The sequence below is a fragment of the Methylobacterium sp. E-046 genome (assembly GCF_022829625.1).
Lineage (GTDB): Bacteria > Pseudomonadota > Alphaproteobacteria > Rhizobiales > Beijerinckiaceae > Methylobacterium > Methylobacterium longum.
In genome coordinates, this window is the sequence record NZ_JAKSYP010000221.1 from 1 (window position 1) to 754 (window position 754).

Annotated in this window: 1 protein-coding gene; it reads right to left on the reverse strand. The window is 69.8% G+C overall.

Annotation, left to right across the window (positions count from 1 at the left end):
* Positions 1-191 (reverse strand): DUF3761 domain-containing protein (locus MKK82_RS34470; protein WP_409566835.1); only part of this gene is annotated, 191 nt, incomplete at its 3' end.
* Positions 192-754 lie beyond the last annotated feature (563 nt).

Below are 754 nucleotides of genomic sequence, written 5' to 3' on the forward strand. Positions count from 1 at the left end.
TGACCCGCGGCGACCCAGCAGCCGACGCCGCGGTGGCGTGAGCATGTGCCCTGGCGATGCTGGCTGAAGCTCCAGTCACCGTCCCGACAACGGGCCGTACCCTCCGCTGGCTTGGTGCAGCTCGACCCCTGAGGCTGCTCCGTGCGCGGGACCTCGCAGCCATCTCGGTTCGTGTAGGTGCCGTGCTTCAGCTCCTCCGGACCAAAGAGCGTGCACTAGCCACGTGATGCGCCCTCGATAGGCCGTGGTTTGCGTAGCCGTCTGGCAGCGGCGAACGATATCTATGTAGGACCGGTCGGACTTCCCCTCCCCGCCCCGCTCCCACCCCCCCGCGGCGCCCCGCCCCCCGACGCGGGGGGGGGGTGAGCAGGGGCCGGGGCGATGCGGGCTGAAGCTCCCGTCCCCGCCCCGACAGGGAGCCGTGGCTTCCGCTGGTTGGGTGCAGCCCGCCCCCTGAGGCTGCCCCGGGCGCGGGCCCCCGCGGCAATTTGGTTCGTTGTAGGTCCCGTGCTTCACCCCCCCCGGCGAAAAGATTTGGCTGACCCCGCGCGAAGAAGCCTCGCCCGAAAGCCCAAGCACGGCGACGATCGCGACAAGGGCGAGCAGGGGCGGCAGGGCGGCCCGGATCAAGATGCATCCTCCAGTCGAGGGGCGCAGCGTAATCGAGCTTAACGGTAGAGCGAGTCCTGGTCGCTGGAACCCGATCTTAAGCCTACCGGCACATCCTGCCGGCAGCACGTCTTGGATCGGTGGC